Origin of the sequence: Paraglaciecola sp. T6c (genome assembly GCF_000014225.1) — a bacterium.
GTDB classification, from domain to species: Bacteria; Pseudomonadota; Gammaproteobacteria; order Enterobacterales; family Alteromonadaceae; genus Paraglaciecola; species Paraglaciecola atlantica_A.
Map to the genome: position 1 here is coordinate 4766915 of NC_008228.1, position 23094 is coordinate 4790008.

Here is a 23094-nt window from a genome sequence, read left to right on the forward strand (position 1 = left end):
AACGTCGGTTTACGTAAACCATTCTACGAGTAATAAAATAGAGGCAGACAATGAATTTAGATCATTCATATGCAACGCATTTAGGTGATTTAGGCGCCTTAACTAAGCCTTTGCGTGTGGCAAACCCTCAACTTGTTGAGGTTAACCACACCTTACGCGACGCACTGCAACTACCAGCATCATGGTTTACGCAATCTAGCATAATGTCGATGCTTTTTGGCAATACAAGTTCATTTACGACACATTCTTTTGCACAAAAGTACGGTGGTCATCAGTTTGGTGGATGGAATCCAGACTTAGGTGATGGACGTGGTGTATTGCTTGGAGAAGCGAAAGACAAATTCGGAAAATCATGGGATTTGCATCTTAAAGGCGCTGGTCCTACGCCCTATTCACGCTTCGCGGACGGGCGAGCTGTATTGCGCTCAACCCTGCGCGAATACCTCGCAAGTGAAGCATTGCACCATATGGGTATTCCTACCTCAAGGGCACTTTGCTTAATTACCAGTGACGAACCCGTGTACCGAGAAAAACAAGAAAAAGCCGCTATGATGATCCGAGTCAGCCAGAGTCATATTCGTTTCGGCCATTTTGAATACTTTTATCACAATGGTGAACTGGACAAACTCAAGCGGTTATTTGACTACTGCTTTGAACATCATTTTTCTGCATGTTTGCACAGTGAATCTCCCCATTTAGCCATGCTAGAAAAAATAGTCACGGATACCGCTACCCTAATTGCAAAATGGCAAGCATACGGTTTTAACCATGGCGTTATGAATACTGACAATATGTCGATTCACGGGATTACCTTCGATTTTGGCCCTTATGCTTTTTTAGATGATTTTAATCCTAAATTTGTCTGTAACCATTCTGATCATCGAGGGCGATATGCATTTGAGCAACAGCCTAGCGTGGGTTTGTGGAACCTAAATGCCCTTGCGCACGCATTCACCCCCTACTTGAGTGTCGAACAAATCAAGGGGGCGCTAAGTCAATATGAAGCAAGCTTAATGGCTGAATTTTCACAACTTATGCGCCAAAAGCTTGGGCTGTACGAAAATACCCAAAACACCGCCGAACTAGTGAATCGTTGGCTCGACCTAATTTATCAAGACAAGCGTGATTACCACATTAGCTTTCGATTATTGTGCGAAGTTGATGAACACGGTGAAAATCAGCCACTTGTTGATCACTTCATACAACGCGACACGGCTAAAACTTGGTTAGAACATTATCAAAACGCACTGATTACTCAAGGTGTAAAGAGGCAAGAACGCCAAGCAAACATGCGCAATATTAACCCCGAATATGTACTGCGGAACTACCAAGCACAACTGGCAATTGATGCAGCACAAAACGGAGATTTTTCACGTTTTAGAAAGTTATTACATGTGCTGCAACACCCATTTGAAAGCAAACCAGAATATGCCGAATTTGCTAAACCACCCCCTAACTGGGGTAAACACATGGAAATATCATGCAGCAGTTAATCCTTATGTATAAGAATAAACTCTTTGTTGAAAGGGAATATCCGATGTTAGGCTACGCTTCATATTACAACTCGAGGTTGCACACCGTGCCTGCAGCCAACTTTGCTCTGGTTTCTTAAACTGTGAAAATGCGCCGCTCATCTTACTTTACTTCCTCGCTGTGCCTTATGTTGCTGCTTATCATGCAACTTGGGCTGGTGCTTAAGGCGCAAACCACGCAAACCAGCGTTAATATTAATGACTCAACGCCTTCCGTTAATTTAATCACCTCTAGCCATTGGCTTGTAGCCGATAATAAAGTGCAGCTGTCTGACGTGCAGGAACTGAAAACGTGGCGTGATACCTTCTCTCCGCAACCTCTAAATGATAATCAAAGCCTATGGGGCAGAGTTACCCTGAGCACTGATAGTAATCATCGACCTTTTTTTATCAGTATTGATAATCCACGTATCGACGCGTTGGATATCTACGTGTTAGATGAGAGAGACAGGATCATTAACTCATATCGCCTAGGTACAACACGACCTCATGATAACCGCCCTTTTGAGCATAGGTTATTCGTGGTTCCGGTAGATATTCCTTATGCTCAGCCGCGAAACATCTATATTAAGATCCGCGATGAAGGCCCGCTGGTGTTCGCTTTTGATGTAAAATCAGAGACAGCACTGATTCAAAAAGAACAACGAAACAGCACGATTTTCTCCTTGTTCAGCGGCGCATTGACCATGATGGTGCTGTACTTTTTGATCACCTATACGTTATTGCGCAGCCCGGTGCGCTTTTGGTTTTCGGTAGCCAGTACGGCTTATTTACTGCTGTTTTTAAATAGCCAAGGTGTGGTGAGTCATGTCACTGGTTTCAATCAATACATAGACAACCTAAGCACTATTCTGTGTGCCCTGTTGCTGTTTTCATTAGCGAAAATAACCTTCACTATATTTCGCCCACTGCCTACCTACTACCGCTATTTCCTATATGCCATGGGTTGGTTAAGTGCTGCATCGGCGTTTGTACTTAATAGCTACCAACAGATTTTATTGGTGTCTGGCGCTTCTATATCATCCATTGTGGTTATCGCCGTGTTAGCGATATTTTATCGTTACAAAGGACACACCATCAGTAATCGCGTGTTTGCTTTGGGTTTAACGCTTATTAGCCTGACGACGGTGGCACACATTGGACTTTATCTGAACTGGGTGGCTTTTCCCGAACAACTGTCACTCACGCTTAGCACGTTAATCGTTATCGGTATTGTATTGATTGCCGTTGCCATCGCCGCCCACGAAAAAGTCATCGCATTTAGGCATTACAACGAGCAACAAACTTCGATTCGCGCCTTACAACAGTTCGTCGATATGTTTGAAGAAGCCCCAGAAGGGCGCTTTATCTCCAGCCTCGATGGTCAATTGTTACGCGCTAATCTAGCCATGGCGAAGATATTTGGCTATGAAGACGTAGCGCAAATGAAAGCCCACTTGCCCACAATGTCCGCCTTGTATGCAGAGCCAAATGAACGAGAGCTGCTGCTAGGTGAACTCCATAAAAACCAATCCACGTTAAGTAAAGAATTACGCGGTAGAACACGGCAAAATCAGGATCTTTGGCTATCTGTGTCTGCTCAATTAAGCAAAAATGGCGACACTGATGAAAAACTAATTTGTGGCTCAGTAGTAGACATTAGCGCGCGAAAGTCTGACCACCAAAGCATTGAGTACATGGCCAGCCACGATACGTTAACCGGCTTTTATCAGCGCCAAGCATTCGAGAAAAGCCTACATGAAGCGATACTCTTCGCTAAACAGCAGCAAGAAGAATTGACCTTATTGCACGTAAACATTGATCAATTTAAAGCGATCAACGATACACATGGCCATAAAGCCGGCGATGCGGTACTTAGGCAGCTTTCGCAGTTAATGAAAAAGATTGTCAGCGATGATGGCATGATAGGTCGCTTAGGCGGAGATGAATTTGGTATTTTACTGGTTGGCAATAATGCCCAGAACAGTTTTATGCTCGCCAATAAACTATTGAATGCCGTACAAGTACATGAGTTTACATGGGAAGAACGCCCCTTGACCCTTGGGGTCAGCATTGGCCAAGTACCATGGAATGACACAATATCAAGCTCAGAGCAGCTGCTCAGTATGGCCGATTCGGCCTGTTATATGGCGAAAAAGCACGGCCGGAACCGACTTCACACTTACTCCTCAACAGACAAGCAAATTGCCAAATACGAATCTCAATTGAGTTGGCTACCCCGTATACAACACGCACTGAGCCACAACGGTTTTGAACTTCATTGCCAACCGTATATGCCAATGACCTCTATTGCTAAGGGGCACCACTACGAAATATTGTTGCGCTTAGTGGATGAACACGACCAGCGCATACTGCCCAGTGAGTTCTTACCCGCAGCTGAGCGCTATAACCTCAGTGCCAAAATTGACCGTTGGGTTATCGACACCTATTTTGCTTGGTTAGCACAAAACCCCCAGCACAAAGCAGATCTAATGCGTTGTAATATCAACTTAAGTGGCCATTCCCTGGGTGAACAGGATCTTAAACTGTTTATTTTGAGCGCGTTTGAGAAATACCAAGTACCTCACAATAAGATTTGTTTCGAGATAACGGAAAGCATGGCTATCTTAAAACTCGACGAAACCATTGAGTTTATTGATACATTCAAAGCGCTTGGCTGTACATTCGCTCTAGATGACTTTGGCAGCGGCTTTTCATCATACAATTACCTAAAAAATCTCCCTGTGGACCAAGTCAAAATTGACGGCGAATTCGTCAAAAATATTCTTATTGCTCCCGTGGATATGGCAATGGTCAATTCCATCAAAGACATCGCCAGCGCGATGAAAATACAAACCGTAGCGGAATATGTAGAATCAAAAGAGATCATGGTGGAATTAGGTAAAATTGGCGTTGATTTTGTTCAAGGATTTGGCGTGAACAAACCCATTTCGCTAAGCACGATGACAGACCAGAACAGTGTCTTTAATTCAGAATCGGGGCTGTAGAGGCACTTGTATTTAAATATTCCGCACCCATATTTTCATCCAGTGTGACAGCCCATTAAATAACTTTTACAAGTCAGCAAGCAAAATTATGAAACAACATCAGAAGTACGAATTCGTGAGCTCAGCCTCCCTTCCCACGCGCTGGGGCCAGTTCACCATACACGGGTTCGTTGAAACCGCTACCGAACAAGAACATGTCGCCTTAACTTTCGGACAATGGCAATCTGGTGATGTGGTACCCATGAGAATTCATTCTGAATGCTTAACCGGAGACGCATTATTCAGTACCCGTTGTGACTGCGGCGCACAGTTAGAAAAGGCGCTACAAAATATTGTAGAGCAAGGCAAAGGAGTGCTGCTTTATTTACGTCAAGAAGGGCGTGGCATTGGCTTGTTAAACAAAATTCGAGCGTATAATTTGCAAGACCAAGGCTTAGATACGGTTGAAGCAAACGAGCATTTAGGCTTTGACGCTGACTTGCGAGAATACGATATGTGCAAGTTAATGCTTGATACCCTCAATGTGCAACGGGTGAATTTGATGACCAATAATCCTAAAAAGCGTAAAGCGCTAGAAGCGATGGGCATTGAAGTGGTCAGCCGCACGCCAATTGACCACGGCATTACAGATGACAACCGCCATTATATTCGCACTAAAACGGAAAAATTGGGTCATGTGTTTGACCCGCACCTACTCAAGTAATCATTATTGTTAGGCCGTTTACGCGGCCTTAACTTTCCCGCTTTCCCGGCAAGATATAATTCACTCACTTAAGCCTCGATTCAGTTTAGATTAAGCCTTAATCGCCCACACTACAGTCACCGTATACCCTTTACCTATCGTGTAAAGATAAAACAACTGAGGTGTCCTATGGGCAGAAACACTAAGTACATCATCATTTATGTAGCTGCCATAAGCCTGTTGATTAGCGTTGCGCTGCAATTGGCCCATGCAGAAACCCAAGCTGAACCAACTGTCGAGCTACATCAAGCAAAATTAGACCAAATGTTGGCTCCTATCGCCTTGTACCCAGATTCTTTGTTATCCCATATCTTGATTGGAGCAACGTATCCCCTCGAAGTAGTGCAAGCCGCTCGCTGGCGTGAAGAGCACGCTAACCTGTCAGAACAACAAGCACTGGATCTTGCCGAACAACAGGATTGGGATCCTAGCGTCATTGCCTTGACTCCCTTTACTGAATTGCTTGAACGTATGAGCAAAGACCTTAACTGGCTGCAAGATTTAGGTGATGCATTTTTAGCGAATGAAGCGCAAGTGTTAGAAAGCGTGCAAACACTGCGAAGCCGGGCGTATGCCAAAGGGAATTTACAAGACAACCAATACCAAAATGTTGAACGTGAGCAAGATAAAATAGTGATCCACAGTGTTGAACGTGAAACCGTTTACGTGCCTTACTATGACACTCGCGTGGTATATGGTGATTGGTGGTGGACCGTCCACCAGCCCATTTTTTGGCGCTCGCCTCGTCATTACACCTATCACTCAGGATTTCATTGGAGTCCGCGATTTCATATCAGCGCTGGGTTCTTCTTCGGTGGTTTTCACTGGCGTAATAATTACGTGGTGATCAATAACGACTATCGTTACCGCCGTTCGAATCACAGATATACCTATAGTAAAGTGCGCAACTACCCAAGATGGCAACATAATAATCACCACAGACGCACAGTAAAATACCATCGTGGGTATAACGGTACCCATAAGCGCGCCGTTACCAGCCGTAACGTTGAAATGCAGAAAAGTCGTATACATAGGGATAAGGTCGTCTCGCGCTTGAAGCGCCAACCAAGCGCCCGCAATCATGGGCAGTATAAGCGAGAGCAGAATGCTCATCGCAAACAGAACACGCATTTTGAGCAAAGCAAACAAAGTAACGGCAAGACGGTTTCAAAACGTTTATCTCAAGCAAACGGGCAGTCTTACAAAAGTGAACAAGGTAGGCAAAAGGTAGAGCAGGTAAGAACAAAGCCTCAGCGTGCGATAAAAAGTCAGCGCATTCAGCGTCAAAGTGTCGACAGAAACAACAGTAAAAACCGTTACGTTTCTAAGCCAGCGAAAGCCGTCAAAAGGGCATCACAAAACAAGCAGTACAGAACACCATCTAGGGTGACAAAACAGTCAATTAGACAGACTAAGACACATTCAGGGAAGTTTAATGCAAGAAGGGTAGAACCTTAGAAGAAATATAGTACAGCGTGTAGCTCTTTAGGAGAAAAAGAAGCTAAAATAGCCTGCTGGGCAGGCTATTTGCCTATGCTGAATGAGGTATCGAGCGACCTCTTACGCATTGTTTTTGGTCTTTAGGTAAGCACTAACTTGTGATGCTTCACGCTGTTCTGAGAATTGAATCAAATCAACACCGTTACACTTCATGCCTTCAGCCGATACAAGCTTGCGAAGAACATCGTTAGAGCTTGCCGCTACTTGACCCACTTTGCTACGTAGGCTGCGCTTGAGCATACCAAGATCATCATTTACTACTGCTTTACAGAAGCTTGAGTATTCGCTGTCACCTGCGAAACGCACTTTACTACTAGATTCCATACCAGCGCTTGCATTAAAGGCTGTCAACGCGACGAGAGATATAAGTACTTTTTTCATTGTGTGCTCCAAATATTGGTTAGCTATTTAAGTGTTCAGCAGGTTCTGCCTGCCACTGAAATATCCATGAATTTGATGATCATGTCTGTGGTTTTATTGTACGAAAGTAGTAAAAAGCATGTAAAACAGGGGGTTACACAAAAATAACATTTGTAAATGATTGAATTTAAACAATATTTTTTATTTATATATACTCATAATTGAAATGAATATTCCTATTTATTCCAAAAACATCTGTTTAAAACTGAAAGTCACGTCAGCTAAAAAACAGAAAAAGCGCAAAATTTAACCATTTTTTAGATTTTCAGCCTTAATGGTACGTTAAAACGTTGTTAAATTACAAAATATGTAGGTTTTATTACAGAATTTTATCGGGTAATTTTTATGTGGATTGAGACAAGCGCATTACATTGATAACAAATTTAGCGCTAAACAGGCAAAATTCACAAGACCCGCCTGATGGTTATCATTATACTCCGCGAATATTGAGCAACTTTAATGTGTGACGGTAAATTTTATGCGATTACTCCCTGAATGGGCGCCTCAAGAAGCCATTATTCTTGCGTGGCCTGACCAAGAAACAGACTGGCAACCTTGGCTTGTAGACGTTCGCCAAGTCTATTTGACGATTATGGCTAACCTTAACCAAGCTGGTACTGGTGTCATACTGCTTATTCGCGACCAAGAAATCCCTGCCTTTAAAACCTTGAGCCAAGATTTTAAACAGCCCATTGATCGCGTGCTATTAGTACACGCCGATTATAACGACACTTGGGTACGAGATTATGGCTTTTTAACCTGCCATAGTTCAGGTGGCATGCAGCCTATCGAGTTTAACTTTAACGGCTGGGGCAATAAATTCGACGCTAACAAAGACAATCAGATAAACCAGCAAGTATTAGCAGGCTTATGCCGTTTACCGTTGCAGAGTTTCGATATTGTCGCTGAAGGCGGTGCGCTAGAAATAGACGATGCAGGTGTGTTGCTCTCTACTGAGTTTTGTTTATCGAACCCTGAGCGTAATGGTGACATGACGATGTCTCAATATCGCGGGGCATTCAAAGTCGCTTTAGGCGCTAAGAGTGTGCATATATTCCAACAAGGGCATTTAGAAGGTGATGACACAGACGGCCACATTGACACCCTAGTTCGGTTTACCCCTCACGATGGCCTAGTCGTGCAGTCAGCATTTAATGTACCCGATGACACTCACTATGCCGGCTTAGCAGCCCTGGTCGACGAGTGCAAAGCTGCTATGCCCAAACATCAAATCTTCGAACTTCCCTTGCCCCAAGTGTTTAACCAGCAAGGCGAACGCTTGCCTGCTTCTTATGCCAACTACTTGATAAATAATAAACAGATCTTATGTCCTGTATATCAGCAGCCACAAGATCAACTTGCCATGGATATAATGGCAAAGGCTTATCCTGAACATACAATCGTGCCAATAAATTGCTTACCTTTGGTTCAGCAATTCGGCAGCTTGCATTGTATTAGTATGCAAGTTCCGGTGAGTACATTAACGTTCGACATTAGCAAGAAACTAGCAACAGGAGTCAGTCAGTTATGAGCCGCACCCCACAAACCGCCAAAACCCTAAAGGTAGGAGTCGTTCAACAAGCGGTTGCCAATAATGACAAGCAACTCAGCTGGCAGCGTAGCGCTGAACAAGTCACAAAACTCGCCGAACAAGGTTGCGAATTAGTTATGCTACAAGAATTGCACAGCACCTTGTATTTCTGTCAGCAGGAAAATACAGACTTTTTTGATTTAGCGGAACCCATTCCAGGTCCCGCAACGGACTACTTTTCCGAGCTAGCCGCCAAGTTAGATATTGTGTTAATTACGTCTTTGTTTGAAAAACGTGGCTCAGGCTTGTACCACAACACCGCAGTGGTGTTCGATCGCCAATTAGGCATGGTCGGCAAATATCGCAAGATGCACATTCCTGATGACCCAGGTTTTTACGAAAAGTTTTACTTCACCCCTGGCGACATGGGCTTTGAGCCAATCCAAACCAGTGTGGGTAAATTGGGCGTACTAGTATGTTGGGATCAATGGTATCCAGAAGCAGCTCGTTTGATGGCCATGCGCGGCGCAGATATGTTGTTCTATCCCACTGCAATTGGTTGGGATCCAGCTGACACAGTAGACGAGCAACAAAGACAATTCGGTGCCTGGCAAACCATTCAGCGCTCTCACGCAGTGGCGAATTCAGTGCCTGTGGTAGTGGCAAACCGCACAGGCTTTGAAGCATCGCCAGTAGAAGGTGACAATGGCATTCAGTTTTGGGGGCAAAGTTTTATTGCAGGCCCGCAAGGAGAGATCCTCGCCCAAGCAGATGCTGACAGCGAACAAAACTTGATGGTTGAATTAGATTTAGCCCGTACGGAACAAGTGAAGCGCATTTGGCCATACTTCCGCGATCGTCGTATCGACGCCTACGAAGATATAACTAAGCGCTGGCGCGACTAAAGACCCTAGTACTCACTAGATAACAGCTAATTAGCATAGTGCATAAAATAAAGCCCCACTGACTAGGTCATTAGGGCTTTTTTAATGAGCAAGTTCAAAAAGAACGTAGACGGAACCAAGAGGAGCTACATTACTGAGGCCAGCGGCACACTGGGTAAACTTGGTTGATTGATTAAATGGTCTTGTTGCCAAATCTGCTGCATTTTTTGTGCATCGATATTTCCCCCAGACAAAATCACCACCACTTTTTGCGGTGCGCTTTGCTTGGCCAAATAGTTGACCACACCATGCATACTCATGGCGCTTGTGGGCTCAACATGCAACTTTAATAAATGCTGTAGCCACTGCGTCCAGTAGGCGATTTGCGTTTCATCCACCTCGTAAAAACCGTCTAGCTGTTGTATTAGTGGATAGGTATGTTCGCCTACCACTGGCGTTGCGGCGCCATCCGCGAGTGTTTTAGCCGGTGTTATTAAGCGCTGAATACTGCCCAAGCGCAAAGATTGCGCTGCATCGTTACCCGCCAGTGGCTCACTCGCGATGACTTTAGTTTGTGGGCTTAACGCGCGTGCGGCTAGCATGCTACCTGAGGCTAAACCACCTCCGCCACAAGGCATGAATATGCCATTCACGTCAGCGGTTTGCTCTAGAATTTCAGCCGTTACTGTACCCTGCCCCGCAATGACATCTGGGTGGTTAAAAGGCGGGATCCACAACGTGCCGGGCTCATTTGCGGCTTGCGCCACGGCATTGTCCGCTTCATCTCGTAAGGGGAATAAGCGCAACTCAGCCCCATAAGCGCGAGTGGCAGCGGCTTTAATTTTTGAGATGTTTTGTGCGCTAAAAATAGTCGCAGGAATATCAAACAAAGATGCAGCATAAGCCACCGCTTGGGCGTGATTGCCCGAACTGCTAGCTACCACTCGTTTAATGGGAACACCTTTCTCTTTCGCATGCAGCAGGGTATTCAATGCGCCGCGCAACTTAAAAGCACCAGTGCGCTGTAAGCATTCAGTTTTGAACAAAATCTCGTGCCCCAGCCAACGATTGAGTAATGCAGATGTCATCAGTTCACTCGTACGCACATAACGCGAGATACGTAATCTAGCCGCACTGATATCAGCAAAGTTCACACTAGGCATGTAATAACAACTCCTTGATAAATAAAGCCGATAAACACTTTAGCATGAGCAAACACCCGTTATTAGTTCTCTTTTTGCACAAAATCGGTTTTACTAAGCAAAATCTAAAAAGGAGAACAACATGGGATTACTTGACGCCATCATGGGCAACGCATCTGAAATCGATGTCAGTGATGTGAGCGAAGAACTAGCACCGATTATCGGTGCCACAGAAGAGGTTCAGCAAGTGTTTAAAGTGGTACGCGATATGTACGTATTCACCAATAAGCGCTTGTTGCTGATTGACAAACAAGGCTTGACCGGCCGCAAGGTGGATTATCATTCCATTCCTTATCGAGCCATCACCCAATTTAAAATTGAAACCGCCGGGCATTTTGATTTAGACGCCGAGCTGAAAATTTGGGTGTCGGGGCTAGACCAGCCGATTGAAAAAGAACTTAAGAAAGACACAGTGGTTGGCATTCAGCAAACCCTGGCGACACACATGTTTGCTTAACGGACGCCTCATTTGAGCAAGTACGAAAAAGGCGACTGAACAGTCGCCTTTTTCGTTTCAATATTCATTTACACTTGAATATTAATGCTATTACTTCATATCGAAATGACGATTAAAGAAGTTAGTAATAGTGTGAAACAAATGAATACCTGTTTGCTTGCCACGTATACTGTGTTTCTTGCCTGGGTAATCCATGCTTTCAAACGGGATAGCCAAATCTTGTAAATGTTTATATAGCTTGGTGCTGTTAGTAAACAATACGTTATCGTCTGCCATGCCATGGTAAATCATCAAATCACCGGTCAGATTCTTTGCATAAGGGAAAACAGAAGAAGCGATGTAAGCATCTTCATCTTCTTTTGGGTTACCCATGTAACGCTCGGTGTAATGGGTATCGTATAACCCCCAGTCTGTGACGGGCGCACCAGCAACACCGGCTTTAAAGTATTCACCGGCTTTAAACATGCTCATCAGTGACATATAACCGCCGTAACTGTGCCCATAAATACCAATACGTTCTGGGTCGACATAAGGCAATTTACGCAAGAATTTTACCCCCGCTATTTGGTCATCCACTTCTGTGCTGCCCATTTTCTTATAGAGGGGATCTTCAAAGCCTTTACCGCGGTAGTTCGAGCCGCGATTGTCCACTGAAAACACCACATAGCCTTTATTTGCCCAATACTGCATTAGCAAGCCACGATTGCCACCCCAGCTATTTGTCACCACTTGTGCATGAGGGCCACCGTATACGTAAACAATAACAGGGTGTTTACCTTGAATTTTTTTCGGTGTGTACAAACGATAATAAAGCTCTGCGCCATCTTCAGTAACAAAGCTATCGAGCGTTGGCTCAACCCAATCCCTTTGCAATGCCGCTAATGGGTGACCTGCTTTAATCGCATTTTCACTTAACCAAGCTAAGTGCGTACCATCGGCCTGATGCAAGCTGACCTGCCACGGCGTATTAGCTGTCGAGAATTTATCCACATAAACAGAAGCGTCGTCGCTGAAGCTAGGCGCGTGGGTACCACTGCGTTGGCTTATTTTTTTGATATCGCCACCAGCAATAGCGACTGCGTAAATGTGTTGCTCAAGAGGCGTGTCAGCGCGGCCAGTAAAATACACTAGGCCTTGCTTTTCATTAATGGCTTCAATTTCATCCACCACCCAGTCGCCTTTCGTCAACTGACGTACCAAGGTGCCGTCAGTTTTATATAGGTAAAGGTGTTTATATCCGCTTTTCTCTGATGCCCAAATAAAATGCTTTTGGTCATTTAAAAAGTGCAGGTCGTCATTTAAATTAACCCAAGTGTTACTCGACTCAGTCAGCAATACGCTTTGCTTGGCTGTTTTGCTGTCAAACGCGCGTAGCTCAAGTGTTTGTTGGTTACGGCTTTGCCATTGGTAGGTTAACGTTTGGCTGTCTTTCATCCAATTTACCCGAGCAAGGTAAATGTCTTGCTCTTTACCTAAGTCAACCCATTGGGTGTCGCCGCTAGCAAGGTCTTTTACCGCAAGCTTTACCGTAACATTCGGCGTACCCGCACTTGGGTAACGCTGATTGATCATTTTGATAGAGTCCGAGTAAATTTCGCTACGAGTAATTTCGTCAACCGGCGACTCATCCACTTGAGTAAAAGCGATTTTGCTTTCATCTGGTGACCACCAGTAGCCGGTCATGCGGCCCATTTCTTCTTGAGCGACAAACTCCGCCATGGCATTTTTGATTGGACCTTTGCCATCAAACGTTAGCTGGGTTTCTACTTGAGTCTTGATATCTTTGATGAACAGATTTTGCTCACGTACATAAGAGATAAAGTTCGCTTTGGGTGAAAAACGAATATCAGTTTCAAATGCGTCTGTGTCCAAAATCTTTTGCGCTTTGTCATCCCCTAAACGGAAATAGTAAGCATCTCCCGCTAACGGAAACAACAAAGCCTTGCCATCGTCTGACCAAAAGTAATTCACTATGCCTGAGCCACTAAGACGCATGCGCTCACGGCGAGCTTTTTCCTCATCAGATAAGCTTTCAGGGCCGCTATGTAAGTCGTCTGAGTTGAACAACATTTGGGTTTTCCCCGTTGCAATGTTGTATTCCCACAGGTCATAACGCTCGTAATCTGTGGTTTTCCCCTGTAAAAAGGTCACGCGCTTGCCGTCTGGGGAGACTTTAACGCTATTCGGTGAGCTGCCTTCTAAGGCGGGAGAGTCAAAAATGCGTTCTATCGTTAGATTTTCAGTTGCCATTGCCGGTACCACCAGTGAACATAACAAGATCCAAATGAGATTTTTCATTATTATCAGTATCCTTTAACCATAAGCTGCGTATTGTAATGACTTGATCCGCATAGGTAAAACATGAAGAACAGAAATACGGCACTCGTTTTAGGCGCAACAGGTTTAGTAGGTAAAGCTTTAGTGACACAACTACTCGTAGACTCGCGTTATGGCAAAGTAACGTGTCTGGTACGAAAGCCGCTGAAACACAGTGACTATCCCGACCCAAAAGGCATATTAGAGCCCATCGTTATCAACTTCGATGAACTGCAAGACTACCAAGGGTATTTTAACGCTGACCATATTTACGTGTGCTTAGGAACCACTATTAAGCAAGCGAAAAGCAAAGTGGCCTTTCGTAAAGTCGATTTTGAGTACGTGCACATTGCAGCGCAGCTTGCCCGGGCACAAAAAGCACAAAGCTTTGTGTGGATATCTTCGGTGGGTGCTAACGCCAAAAGTAAGAGCTTTTATTTACGCGTGAAGGGTGAATTAGAAAACGCCATATTGAACCTGTCAGGTTTACAGCAACCCAGTGCAGTGCGCCCATCACTATTACTTGGGGAACGCTCAGAAACACGCTTCGCCGAGCGCATAGGAATTGTATTTGCCAAACTTATTTCTCCATTGTTGTTTGGTCGTTGGGCGAAATATAAGCCTGTGAGCGCAAGGCAAGTGGCCGCGCATATGATAACCCTGCAAGACTTCTTCCCTAAAGGGAGGGCTGAATGAGCGCTAAAACACGTTTTGAAAACAGCGCTAAAAAGGACGTTCAATGAAGCGCCAAGGGTTTCAATTTAAACAGTTCTTTATTGAGCATCAAGATTGCGCCATGAAAGTCGGCACCGACAGCATCATGCTCGGCAGTTGGGTGACCGGGGGTGATTTAATAAATGCCTCAGAGACACAAAGATTCCTAGACATAGGAACGGGTAGCGGCTTGTTAGCTATTATGCTGGCCCAAAAAAGCAGTGAACAAACCCATATTAGCGGAATTGATATCGATAAGGATGCTATTGGTCAGGCCACACGTAATATGGCCAACAGCCCTTGGTCGCATAGACTCGATGCGCAGCAAGCCAGTGTGCAATCATTCACACAAAACTGTGATAACCCCAAATTTGCCCTTATCATCAGTAATCCACCGTATTTTAACAGCCCGATTCTAACGCATGAAAAACAGGCCCAGAAACGCGTGGCCGCGAGGCAAACCAGTGAGCTAACACATCACACGCTACTCAATAATGTGGTGCGATTGCTTGCCCCCTCAGGTGTGTTTTACTGTGTTTTACCCAGCGATGTTAGCCAAGCATTTATTGAATTGGCAGACCCGTTAGGGTTAAGTTTAATAAAGCAGTTAACGGTGTTTTCTAAACCCGATACAAATGCCCTTCGAGAACTACTTGCCTTTCGCTTTAATGACCCTTCCTGTATACGCGACACCATTAGCCGTGCCCTTACTAGCCCTGAGCCACCGACCCGTGACACCTTGACTATTTATACACAAAGTCACCAATATTCAGACCAATACAAAGCACTTTGCAAAGACTATTACTTAAATTTTTAGTTAGAGCTTGCGCATAAATGCGACAAAAAACGCTAGATAGTTGAGTGAAAATTACCTAATGTGAAGATAAGCGAACGAAAAAGAGTCCGTTTGCTTATCTTCAGGAGGTTACTATGCGTGCTGTACCGCTACCAAACTCCGTTTCATCTTTGACTGACCGCTTACACGTGTTGGAGTTTCATTGGCATGGCGTCGGTCTGCAAATTCCTAAATTTGCCTTGTATGCTTGTGTGCCCAACCCGACTTTCACCTGCTTCGTACAACGTCATCACAGGCAAATTGCCATCATGGAATTTGGCCGCTACACCTTGCCTATTCTGGATCCACTTGAAGACGACTTACAAGACCACGCTAACTTCGTGGCCATTGTCAGTGTGGCCAGAGGAAATCGCTTTGGTTTGTATGGATTTCCCACCGACAGTGAAGGGTATGAGTTCACTCTGCCCATGGATCACGAAAGTGTTCCTAGGATTGTGCAGTATTTCATCTGATGATGGGTGACTAACGAACGGTTATTCGGAATAGATATGGCATTTCATATGCGAGATCATCGTGTCTGCGAACGTGTTAAGCGTCTCGTGCCAAGCCTTTCTCGATGCTGCGAATTAACCGCTGATTTAAGCGTTTTTCTTGCGGGGCCAATAACGAATCGTCTCGAGGCGTAATATCGTCAACGGCCACGACTGAGATGCTTTGTGCTTTTTTTAGGTCCTGCTCATTTAGCGCCCAGCGAGCATGCTCTTTCACCAAATCTGTACCGTGAGCAGCTAACGCTGTGATTGCCTCATAGGTATGCGTTGAATAAGGTGCATTGCCTAAGGCAATCGAGATATTGCGTTGCCAACGTTCATGCCCTATGCGACGAATAGCAGACCCTTCGGTATTTTTTAAAAACGTGCTCTCGTCCCACATCGCCAACTCGGCTAATGTTCTACCTTGTAAAACGTCTCTGGGGTGAAAATCAGTTTCATTGGTAATTTTCGCGTAGCGATTCCACGGGCAAATCAGTTGGCAATCATCGCAACCATAAATGCGATTGCCCAAGGCACGGCGAAACGCTTCTGGGATAGCCCCTTTTAATTCTATGGTTAAGTAGGAAATACAGCGTTTAGCATCTACTACATAAGGTGCGACGATCGCCTGGGTAGGGCAAATGGTAATACACGCATTGCAGCTGCCGCATTGTTCTTCAACTGGCGCATCAACCGGTAGCGGAATATCGATAAACAACTCCCCTAAGAAAAACCATGACCCGCCTTGTTGATTCAACGTAAGCGAGTGCTTACCCGTCCAGCCGATACCGGCTTTTTCCGCCAGCGCATGTTCTAGCACAGGGGCGGAGTCTACGAACGGCCTAAAATTAGCGGTTGTACATTCTGTGCGAATTTTTTCGCCCAGTTTTTTCAATCTATTACGCAATAATTTGTGGTAGTCACGGCCCAATGCGTAACGGCTTATATAAGCTGACTCTTTATTTTTTAACGTGTGAGCAAATTTGGCATCTGGGGGTAAGTAATCCATACGCACGCTAATAACGCGCAGGGTACCGGGCAACAACTCAGCTGGCCTCGCGCGCTTCATGCCATGCTCAGCCATAAAGTTCATTTGCCCATGATAGCCACTGTCCAACCACGATTGCAGCTTGTCTTCATGAGTAGATAAATCAATATCAGCAATACCAACTTGTTGAAAGCCTAGCGCTTCGCCCCAAGCCTTGATATTTTGGGCTAATTGATGGAGATCATATTGTGCAAAAGACATTAACAACCTTGACGGAAAATTGGGCGCCGAGCAGTTTATCACAGAAAGTTTTTCTCGCGCAGCAGGTACGTCAACAGGAAAAAGCCGCCGCGGCAGCCAGCGGCTATCAGATGTACGCGTTAATGCAGCGTGCGGGGCAAGGTGTATTCCGCCATCTCAAAGTCATCTTTCCCTATGTGCATAATTTACTAGTAGTAGTAGGTGCCGGCAACAATGCGGGTGACGGCTATGTGGTTGCCACCTTGGCTAAATTTTTTGGCTGGCAAGTGACAGTAGCCGCCCTTGTTCCGGATAAACCACTGCACGGTGATGCCTATACTGCGCAGCAGACTTGGTTATCAGAAGGCGGAGAGATTATTCCATGGCGAGATGCAGATTTTTCAATTTATGACGTTGTCGTCGATGGCATTCTCGGCACAGGATTAAATGGCCAAGTTAGAGATGACGCTCTTGATCTCATCAATGCTGTTAACGCGTCGAACCTGCCAATATTAAGCATTGATGTACCTTCAGGGCTAAATTCTGATACGGGCGTTCCACTTGGTGCCTGCGTACAAGCCGATTGTACCGTCACGGTAGTTGCCCTAAAAGCGGGCTTGCTGACAGGACAAGGCAAATCATATTGCGGCAAGCTCATCTATGATGATTTAGATATAGCAGACGCTTTCAATGCGATTGCCACGCCTCATGCTTACTTGGTCAATTATGCCCACTTACCCACACTGAATAAACGTGAAACCAATGCCCACAAAGGCCACTTTGGCCGTTTACTGACACTGGGTGCCAATACAGGCATGCCAGGCTCGTTACGTTTGACGAGTGAAGCCGCACTTCGCACAGGCGCAGCGCTAGTGCGAGCTTATTGCCATGGTGACAGCCGATTGCCTATCTCCATGGGTCGCCCAGAGTTAATGTTAGCCAGCGACCAACTTTCATCACAACTTAATTGGTGTTCCTGCATCGCTATGGGACCAGGTTTAGGCACTGACGAATGGGCTGTGTCCTTATTTAATGAGGTAATGAACCATTTACATTCGACGCAAAAGCCCTGCGTTATTGACGCCGATGGACTCAATTTGCTGGCAGACGGTAGTGCTTCACACCAAAGCGCGTTGTCAAAAGAGCGCAGTGTGATCACTCCTCACCCAGGAGAAGCAGCGCGTTTGCTGGGTAGCAGCGTTGCCGAAATCGAGCAAGACCGTATAAAAGCAGCCCAGGCACTGGCGAACAAATATAATACCATAGCGGTACTTAAAGGAGCTGGCAGCATCATTAGCAATGGTGAACAAAGCTGGATTTGCACTGACGGCAATCCTGGTATGGCAACCGCCGGGATGGGCGATACACTCACGGGGATAATTGCTGGGCTTCTTGCCCAAAAGATGACGGCCACGCAAGCGGCTTTATATGGGGTATGTTTGCACGCAAACGCTGCGGATAACGTTGCCCACCAATATGGTCAACGTGGTATGCTTGCCAGCGATCTTTTTGAACCTTTACGAGTATTAGTTAATCCCACATGAAGCATTCTTTTTATTTAGCGGATGAGCAGGCCACAACTGAATTAGCTGGGCAGCTTGCCAATCTCTGCAGCCGCGCTACGGTCATTTATCTGGAAGGAGATCTCGGTGCAGGGAAGACCTCTTTTTGCCGCGGTTTTATTCACGCTTTAGGCTACAAAGGGCGAGTTAAAAGCCCCACCTATACACTGGTGGAGCCATACGAAATAAATGACTGGCGCATATTTCACTTTGACTTATATCGTCTATCTGATCCTGAAGAGCTAGAGTTTATCGGGATCCGTGATTATTTTGACGACGACTGCATATGCTTAATCGAATGGGCAGATAAAGGCGAAGGCCTCTTGGCAGCGGCAGATTTACACATTAGTATTGAATTTATTGAAAATAGTCGCTCGTTAACTGTGCAAGCAAATAACGAATATGGACAAACACTACTGAGCGAATTGGCCCAAAAATGAAGTATCTTTGGCAAAAAATAACAGCGGGAATTTTCAGCATTATGCTGCTCTTGGTCGTTCCTGCCAGTTTCGCCAAAAATGCCATTGATAGTGTCCGAATTTGGCCCTCCCCCGGCAGCACTCGGATCGTATTTGATCTTGAAGACACACCTGAATATAGCTATTTCACCTTAGGTAACCCTGAGCGCTTAGTCATTGATTTGGCGGACACTGAGAAAAATTTCGACTTTGCTAAACTCGCGAATAAGAGCCCTTTAGTCAAAAAAGTTCGCTATAGCTCAGCCAAAGAAAAAGGCAGCATACGGGTTGTCATTGAGTTAAAGAAAAAGCTCGAAAGCACGCTATTTGCCTTGCCACCGACCGAGCCCTATCGAAATCGTTTAGTAATAGATTTAGATGATAAAAACGCCCCTCAAACTGCCCCTACTGTTGTCAAACACAATAATTCTCAACAATCACGCGACATTGTGATCGTGTTAGATGCTGGCCATGGCGGTGAAGACCCTGGGTCTATTGGCCGCGGCGGCACATTTGAAAAAAATATCACCCTGAATGTCGCCCAGCGCTTAGCCAAACTGATCGATGCCGAACCCGGAATGAAAGCGGTTATGACGCGCTCAGGCGATTATTATATTTCCCCTAATAAACGCCCCGACATCGCCCGCAAGCACAAGGCAGACTTGCTGATATCAATACACGCCGACGCCTTTACTACACCTCAACCGCGAGGGGCTTCGGTGTGGGTATTATCTATGCGCCGCGCTAATTCAGAGTTAGGCCGTTGGATGGAAAAATCTGAACGCCACTCTGAGCTACTTGGAGGGGCTGCAGAGGTCATTCAAGACACCGCAAGCGAGCGCTACTTAACACAAGCCTTGCTAGATATGTCTATGGATCACTCTCTCACCACCAGTTACGATTTAAGCCGTAAGGTCATAGGCAAGTTGCGGGGCATCACCAGAATGCACAAAAAAATCCCCCAAGCGGCTAGCTTAGCGGTATTAACCGCGCCTGATATTCCGTCCATTTTGGTTGAAACGGGTTTTATCTCAAACCCAAGCGAAGAGAAGAATTTGAATTGGTCCAAATTCCGTCAGCAACTGGCCGATTCAATCTTTACAGCGGTGAAAACCCACTTTTTAGACTCCCCGCCTGATGATTCATTATGGGCAAAACAGAAACGTCATAATCGTACTCACAGAGTGCGCAGCGGCGAAAGCCTATCGTTACTTGCCCAGCGCTACAATGTAGACGTAGGTGATATTAAAGCCGCGAATAACTTAAGCTCCGATGTAGTACGCATAGGACAAGTGCTGACTATTCCTCGCACTTAGTCCGTTATACAATAACGCCACAGCTCAATTATCTTTTTAAGGTCTTTTTTTGTCAGCCACCAGTGCAACGATACGTATTTTACCCGCTCAACTTGCTAACCAAATCGCCGCAGGTGAAGTGGTGGAAAGACCTGCGTCTGTTGTTAAAGAGTTAGTCGAAAACAGTCTCGACTCTGGGGCCAGTCAAATTGATATCGAAATAGACAAAGGTGGGCATAAACGCATTTGTATTCGCGACAATGGCGGTGGTATCGAAAAAGACCAGCTGGCACTTGCTTTAAGTCGCCACGCCACCAGTAAAATTAGCTCCCTAGACGACTTAGAGCACATTCACAGTTTGGGCTTTCGCGGAGAAGCTTTAGCCAGTATTAGCTCAGTGGCACGCTTAACATTGACCTCAAAACCCATAAATCAGCCACAGGCATGGCAAGCCCACGCAGAAGGACGCGACATGCAGGTACAATTAAACCCTGTGGCTCATCCTGATGGCAGCAGTGTTGAGGTGATTGATTTATTCTTTAACACCCCTGCTCGGCGTAAATTTTTACGGGCTGAAAAAACTGAGTTCAATCATATTGATGAAGTCATCAGGCGTATTTCGTTAAGTCGCTTCGATGTGAGCTTTAGCTTAAAGCACAATGGTAAATTACTGCGCAAATACCCTGCGCTTACTGAGCAAACCGATCACCTTAAACGCTTAGGGGCGATTTGTAATAAGGATTTTGCCAATACGGCCATCGCTTTAGACAGCCACTATCAAGATATGGAATTAATCGGCTGGATAACCCCGCCTGATGCAACGACCCAGCAATCCGATGTGCAGTATTTCTACGTAAACGGTCGCATGATGCGCGATAAGTTGATTAACCACGCCATTCGCCAAGCGTTTGAAGGCGTTATCAGCCCTGATTCATCGCCAAATTACGTGCTGTACTTAAACATTGCGCACCACGAAGTGGATGTAAATGTGCACCCAGCCAAACATGAAGTACGCTTTCATCAAGCTCGTTTAGTCCATGATTTTATCTTTCGTGCGCTTGCTGATGGCATCCATCAATACTTTAGCAACACACCAGCGCAATCTGGGCCCAGCCAGTTGGCAGAGGTGGCGCTGCAACACGACTACATTGCCCCTCTTCAATCGGCCCAGCAATCATCTACCGGTGTTGCTGAAGGGGAGCCAGCTTCCCAGATGCATTCTTCATCGCCAGATTATTCGTCGGCCCTAAGTAGCGAGTCATTAACCTCTGACAACCACCCACTCAACAATACAGCTGGGCGCGTTCAAGCTCCTGGCTCTGGCTCTGGCTCTGGCTCTGGCTCTGGCTCTGGCTCTGGCTCTGGCTCTGGCAATAGTTTATCGGCACAGGCGGTAAAAGGTTACCAACAACTCATGAGCGCCCAGCATGTGCTTAACAGTGACGTGACACACTCCGCCCAGAATGAGCACTTATGCGTGCCGGTGGACGAAGAAAGACTATTGGTGCTGTTTGAAGCTCAGCACTATGTGTTAACTATCCGTGCCCTTGTGGCGGCGCATATCAGTACCACCTTTGATACAGATAACTGTGTGTCACAACCATTGCTGATGCCAGTTTCAATTGTCGCTGACCAGCCCGCGCTTCAGCGAGCACAAGCCATGTATGAAGCGCTACTGAATAACCGTGTAGAAATCGGTTGGAGTCAAAAGCGCGTTATCTTGAAAAAGGTACCATCTGGTATGCGCCATCTACCTTGGGCAAACATACTGCCCGAGTTACTTGATAACGCCGTTTCAGGTGAAAACGAGGTTAAAACACATTTATTTAATTGCATCGCATTGCATTCACCAAAACTTACCCCACTTCAGATTCATGAAACGTGGACAGCACTCATTGCTTACCCACGTACGTTTGAAACTTTGATGAATACAGCGGTGTTATTACCGCTGGCAACTTTAGTAAGCGCCCATATTGAATCAACACACTGACAATCAACAGCTTCCACCTGCTATTTTACTCATGGGGCCTACGGCTTCCGGTAAAACCGCACTGGCCATTGAGCTTTGTCAGGCCCTTCCCTGTGAAATAATCAGTGTTGATTCAGCGTTAATTTATAAAGGGATGGATATTGGTACCGCCAAGCCCACGGCCGAAGAGCTTGCTCAAGCCCCCCATCGACTCATCGACATACTCGACCCAGTACAAAGTTATTCTGTGGCTGAATTTAGACGCGATGCTTTAGCAGCCATGCAAGATATTACTCAGCGCGGGCGTATTCCATTGTTGGTCGGTGGCACCATGATGTATTACAAGGCATTAACCGACGGTTTATCCACTTTACCTCAAGCAGATCCACTGGTCAGAGCAGAAATTGAAAAGCAAGCCGAGAAAAATGGCTGGCAAGCGCTACATCAGGAATTACAAGGCATAGACCCGGTTTCAGCACAGCGTATTCACCCTAATGATCCTCAGCGTTTGAGCCGTGCTTTAGAGATTTATCGCATCAGTGGTAAATCTATGACCGAATTAAGTTTGAATAAACAACCTTCGGCCCCATATCAATTTTCACAATTTGCTATAGCACCATCAGACAGACATATTTTGCACGATAGAATCGCACAACGCTTTGATATTATGCTGAATTCTGGTTTTGAAGATGAAGTTATAGAATTAAAATCTCGAGCAGATTTACATTTAGATTTACCGTCTATGCGCTGTGTGGGTTATCGACAAATGTGGCAGTATTTAGACGGTGAAAATATTTACCAAGAAATGCGCGAAAAAGGCTTGGCAGCCACCAGACAACTGGCTAAACGCCAACTAACGTGGTTACGCAGTTGGCAAAACCTACATTGGTTAGATACCTTTTCAAAAGACAATTTGACTAATGTGATGAAACTCAGCAGAATTCGTACGTGAGCCGCGAGCTATACAG

The 23094-nt window shown here is 45.5% G+C and carries 19 protein-coding genes; 15 read left to right on the forward strand and 4 right to left on the reverse strand.

The annotated features are described in order from the left end of the window. Window positions 1–50 precede the first annotated feature (50 nt). The 4 genes from PATL_RS20250 (at window position 51) to PATL_RS20265 (ending at window position 6719) form a co-directional block, all read left to right on the forward strand. Entirely contained in the window at window positions 51–1493 is a 1443-nt protein-coding gene (locus PATL_RS20250; protein WP_011576662.1) for a protein adenylyltransferase SelO, read from the forward strand. 167 nt (window positions 1494–1660) lie between these two features. After that, window positions 1661–4519, forward strand: coding sequence for an EAL domain-containing protein (locus PATL_RS20255; RefSeq protein WP_041714121.1), 2859 nt, complete (start codon window positions 1661–1663; stop codon window positions 4517–4519). An 88-nt stretch (window positions 4520–4607) separates the two neighbouring features. Next, entirely contained in the window at window positions 4608–5222 is a 615-nt protein-coding gene (ribA, locus tag PATL_RS20260; protein ID WP_011576664.1) for a GTP cyclohydrolase II, read from the forward strand. 168 nt (window positions 5223–5390) lie between these two features. Beyond that, window positions 5391–6719, forward strand: a complete 1329-nt coding sequence (locus PATL_RS20265; protein WP_011576665.1) for a DUF3300 domain-containing protein — start codon at window positions 5391–5393, stop codon at window positions 6717–6719. A 102-nt stretch (window positions 6720–6821) separates the two neighbouring features. Here the strand turns inward: PATL_RS20265 and PATL_RS20270 are convergent, their stop codons facing one another. Further along, a complete protein-coding gene (locus PATL_RS20270) occupies window positions 6822–7142 on the reverse strand; it encodes a DUF3718 domain-containing protein (protein ID WP_006992928.1) in 321 nt (106 codons plus the stop codon). A 517-nt stretch (window positions 7143–7659) separates the two neighbouring features. Here PATL_RS20270 and PATL_RS20275 point away from each other — a divergent pair. Beyond that, a complete protein-coding gene (locus PATL_RS20275; RefSeq protein WP_011576667.1) occupies window positions 7660–8712 on the forward strand; it encodes an agmatine deiminase family protein in 1053 nt (350 codons plus the stop codon). Then, window positions 8709–9617 (forward strand): carbon-nitrogen hydrolase, encoded by a 909-nt coding sequence (locus tag PATL_RS20280; protein WP_011576668.1) that lies wholly within the window; start codon window positions 8709–8711, stop codon window positions 9615–9617. The genes PATL_RS20275 and PATL_RS20280 overlap by 4 nt, the downstream gene beginning before the upstream one ends. A 125-nt stretch (window positions 9618–9742) precedes the next feature. Here the strand turns inward: PATL_RS20280 and PATL_RS20285 are convergent, their stop codons facing one another. Continuing rightward, complete coding sequence (locus tag PATL_RS20285) at window positions 9743–10759, reverse strand: serine/threonine dehydratase (RefSeq protein WP_011576669.1); 1017 nt, start codon at window positions 10757–10759, stop codon at window positions 9743–9745. A gap of 121 nt (window positions 10760–10880) precedes the next feature. Between PATL_RS20285 and PATL_RS20290 the strand changes: the two genes are divergently transcribed. Further along, a complete protein-coding gene (locus tag PATL_RS20290; RefSeq protein WP_011576670.1) occupies window positions 10881–11255 on the forward strand; it encodes a PH domain-containing protein in 375 nt (124 codons plus the stop codon). Between the two features lie 90 nt (window positions 11256–11345). Here PATL_RS20290 and PATL_RS20295 read toward each other — a convergent pair whose 3' ends face one another. Then, window positions 11346–13553 carry a S9 family peptidase gene (locus PATL_RS20295; protein WP_011576671.1) on the reverse strand — a complete coding sequence of 736 codons (2208 nt, stop codon included), beginning with the start codon at window positions 13551–13553 and terminating at the stop codon, window positions 11346–11348. A gap of 63 nt (window positions 13554–13616) precedes the next feature. Between PATL_RS20295 and PATL_RS20300 the strand changes: the two genes are divergently transcribed. From PATL_RS20300 to PATL_RS20310, 3 genes are all read left to right on the forward strand, one after another. Beyond that, the gene (locus tag PATL_RS20300; RefSeq protein WP_011576672.1) at window positions 13617–14267 is read left to right on the forward strand and encodes an NAD(P)H-binding protein; all 651 of its coding nucleotides are present in this window, start codon (window positions 13617–13619) and stop codon (window positions 14265–14267) included. A gap of 43 nt (window positions 14268–14310) precedes the next feature. Next, window positions 14311–15102, forward strand: coding sequence for a tRNA1(Val) (adenine(37)-N6)-methyltransferase (locus tag PATL_RS20305; RefSeq protein ID WP_011576673.1), 792 nt, complete (start codon window positions 14311–14313; stop codon window positions 15100–15102). A gap of 113 nt (window positions 15103–15215) precedes the next feature. Further along, window positions 15216–15593 (forward strand): hypothetical protein, encoded by a 378-nt coding sequence (locus PATL_RS20310; RefSeq protein WP_011576674.1) that lies wholly within the window; start codon window positions 15216–15218, stop codon window positions 15591–15593. Between the two features lie 76 nt (window positions 15594–15669). On the opposite strand, the gene queG is transcribed toward PATL_RS20310, so the two are convergent. Then, window positions 15670–16863: a tRNA epoxyqueuosine(34) reductase QueG gene (gene queG / locus PATL_RS20315; protein WP_011576675.1), complete on the reverse strand. Its 1194-nt coding sequence runs from the start codon at window positions 16861–16863 to the stop codon at window positions 15670–15672. On the opposite strand from queG, the gene PATL_RS20320 reads away from it, so the two are divergent. Genes PATL_RS20320 through miaA form a run of 5 tightly spaced genes read left to right on the forward strand, consistent with a single transcriptional unit; the run spans window position 16851 to window position 23078 of the window. Further along, entirely contained in the window at window positions 16851–18386 is a 1536-nt protein-coding gene (locus PATL_RS20320) for a bifunctional ADP-dependent NAD(P)H-hydrate dehydratase/NAD(P)H-hydrate epimerase (protein WP_049765919.1), read from the forward strand. The two genes, queG and PATL_RS20320, sit on opposite strands and share 13 nt — an antisense overlap. Then, window positions 18383–18844, forward strand: a complete 462-nt coding sequence (gene tsaE / locus PATL_RS20325; RefSeq protein WP_006994039.1) for a tRNA (adenosine(37)-N6)-threonylcarbamoyltransferase complex ATPase subunit type 1 TsaE — start codon at window positions 18383–18385, stop codon at window positions 18842–18844. Before PATL_RS20320 ends, tsaE begins: the two co-directional genes overlap by 4 nt. After that, a complete protein-coding gene (locus PATL_RS20330; RefSeq protein WP_041714122.1) occupies window positions 18841–20178 on the forward strand; it encodes an N-acetylmuramoyl-L-alanine amidase in 1338 nt (445 codons plus the stop codon). Before tsaE ends, PATL_RS20330 begins: the two co-directional genes overlap by 4 nt. A 49-nt stretch (window positions 20179–20227) precedes the next feature. After that, window positions 20228–22147 carry a DNA mismatch repair endonuclease MutL gene (gene mutL, locus PATL_RS20335; protein WP_011576678.1) on the forward strand — a complete coding sequence of 640 codons (1920 nt, stop codon included), beginning with the start codon at window positions 20228–20230 and terminating at the stop codon, window positions 22145–22147. After that, window positions 22131–23078 carry a tRNA (adenosine(37)-N6)-dimethylallyltransferase MiaA gene (gene miaA / locus PATL_RS20340; RefSeq protein ID WP_011576679.1) on the forward strand — a complete coding sequence of 316 codons (948 nt, stop codon included), beginning with the start codon at window positions 22131–22133 and terminating at the stop codon, window positions 23076–23078. Before mutL ends, miaA begins: the two co-directional genes overlap by 17 nt. The last annotated feature ends 16 nt before the right edge of the window (window positions 23079–23094 follow it).

Coding starts and splice junctions, on each gene's coding strand:
- PATL_RS20250 (WP_011576662.1), top strand. CDS start 51: ATGAATTTAGATCATTCATATGCAACGCATTTAGGTGATTTAGGCGCC.
- PATL_RS20255 (WP_041714121.1), top strand. CDS start 1,661: ATGTTGCTGCTTATCATGCAACTTGGGCTGGTGCTTAAGGCGCAAACC.
- ribA (WP_011576664.1), top strand. CDS start 4,608: ATGAAACAACATCAGAAGTACGAATTCGTGAGCTCAGCCTCCCTTCCC.
- PATL_RS20265 (WP_011576665.1), top strand. CDS start 5,391: ATGGGCAGAAACACTAAGTACATCATCATTTATGTAGCTGCCATAAGC.
- PATL_RS20270 (WP_006992928.1), bottom strand. CDS start 7,142: ATGAAAAAAGTACTTATATCTCTCGTCGCGTTGACAGCCTTTAATGCA.
- PATL_RS20275 (WP_011576667.1), top strand. CDS start 7,660: ATGCGATTACTCCCTGAATGGGCGCCTCAAGAAGCCATTATTCTTGCG.
- PATL_RS20280 (WP_011576668.1), top strand. CDS start 8,709: ATGAGCCGCACCCCACAAACCGCCAAAACCCTAAAGGTAGGAGTCGTT.
- PATL_RS20285 (WP_011576669.1), bottom strand. CDS start 10,759: ATGCCTAGTGTGAACTTTGCTGATATCAGTGCGGCTAGATTACGTATC.
- PATL_RS20290 (WP_011576670.1), top strand. CDS start 10,881: ATGGGATTACTTGACGCCATCATGGGCAACGCATCTGAAATCGATGTC.
- PATL_RS20295 (WP_011576671.1), bottom strand. CDS start 13,553: ATGAAAAATCTCATTTGGATCTTGTTATGTTCACTGGTGGTACCGGCA.
- PATL_RS20300 (WP_011576672.1), top strand. CDS start 13,617: ATGAAGAACAGAAATACGGCACTCGTTTTAGGCGCAACAGGTTTAGTA.
- PATL_RS20305 (WP_011576673.1), top strand. CDS start 14,311: ATGAAGCGCCAAGGGTTTCAATTTAAACAGTTCTTTATTGAGCATCAA.
- PATL_RS20310 (WP_011576674.1), top strand. CDS start 15,216: ATGCGTGCTGTACCGCTACCAAACTCCGTTTCATCTTTGACTGACCGC.
- queG (WP_011576675.1), bottom strand. CDS start 16,863: ATGTCTTTTGCACAATATGATCTCCATCAATTAGCCCAAAATATCAAG.
- tsaE (WP_006994039.1), top strand. CDS start 18,383: ATGAAGCATTCTTTTTATTTAGCGGATGAGCAGGCCACAACTGAATTA.
- PATL_RS20330 (WP_041714122.1), top strand. CDS start 18,841: ATGAAGTATCTTTGGCAAAAAATAACAGCGGGAATTTTCAGCATTATG.